The sequence below is a fragment of the Enterococcus sp. RTP21361st1_A6_RTP21361_211029 genome, assembly GCF_040910045.1.
GTDB classification, from domain to species: domain Bacteria; phylum Bacillota; class Bacilli; order Lactobacillales; family Enterococcaceae; genus Enterococcus_D; species Enterococcus_D gallinarum.
Genome location: NZ_JBDGBK010000220.1, coordinates 1 through 1,203, shown reverse-complemented (window position 1 = coordinate 1,203; position 1,203 = coordinate 1). Strand labels below are relative to the sequence as shown.

The following is a 1,203-nucleotide window of genomic DNA, read 5'->3' as shown; positions in this document are numbered from 1 at the left end:
GTTCCTACGGCTCCAATTGCAGTATTCCGCAAGACTGCACGAAAGACAATCCCTGATTGTGTTCGATGAAGTCCAATTATGCCCCAAGGCGCGGCAGGCCATCAAAAGCCTGGTCGCTGACGGCCGGTACGACTATGTGGAAACAGGATCCCTCATTTCCATACGCAAGAACACCAGAGGCATACTCATCCCCAGCGAGGAAGAACGGGTGCAGATGCACCCGATGGACTACGAGGAGTTCCTATGGGCGAAGGGCGATGTGGCTACAGTTCCCTTGCTGCGCGAGGCTTTCGCAACCGGCATGGCACTGGGTGACGGAACCAACCGCAAACTCATGCGTGACTTCCGTCTCTACATGCTCGTGGGTGGCATGCCTCAAGCCGTCGATGCGCTTCTGCGCACGAACAACCTGCAAGAGGTGGACAAAGTGAAGCGCGCGATCATTTCCCTGTACGAGGAGGACTTCCACAAGATCAGCCCGTCCGGCGCATTGTCCATGCTGTTCGACGCCATACCATCCCAGCTTGCGAAAAAAGCGTCGCGATACCAGGTGTCGAGCGTGCTCGCCGGCCGTCAGGCGAGGGACATTCTTGAGGAAATCGCGGAACTCGCCGATTCTAAGACCGTGCTCGTGGCCCGTCAGGCGGACGATCCGAACGTCGGTCTTTCATCGAGCGTGGACCTGGAGAAATTTAAACTGTACATGGCGGACACCGGCCTGTTCGTCACGCTCGCGTTCAAGGACGCCGAATTCACAGACAACATCGTGTATGACAAACTCCTGTCCGACAAACTGCCTGCGAACCTCGGCATGCTGTACGAGAACGCCGTCGCACAGGAACTCGTGGCACACGGGAAAAATCTCTTCTACCACACATGGCCGAAGGAGAGGTCAACCCGTAACTACGAGATCGACTTCATCATTCCGGACGGCAAGAAAATCAGTCCCATCGAAGTCAAATCATCCGGATATAAAACCCACGCATCACTGGACGCGTTCGCCGGTAAGTTCCATTCCAGAATCGGCAGACAATATCTCATCTATACCAAGGACCTTCGCAAGGACGGTCCCATCACCTGTGTCCCCGCATACATGTGTGGACTGTTGTGAACCTCCGCATCCACGGGCATGGGACCGCTTGAAGGAGGAGACGATTGTGACGCTATGACGACGCGTGGCCACGTCAGCGACGAGGTCTCTTC

At 55.9% G+C, this 1,203-nt stretch carries 1 protein-coding gene; it reads left to right on the top strand.

Features of this window, described 5'->3' with window-relative positions; all coding sequences use genetic code 11:
* Window positions 1-1,111 (top strand): ATP-binding protein (locus AB5Z52_RS17195; protein ID WP_368267158.1); only part of this gene is annotated, 1,111 nt, incomplete at its 5' end.
* Window positions 1,112-1,203 lie beyond the last annotated feature (92 nt).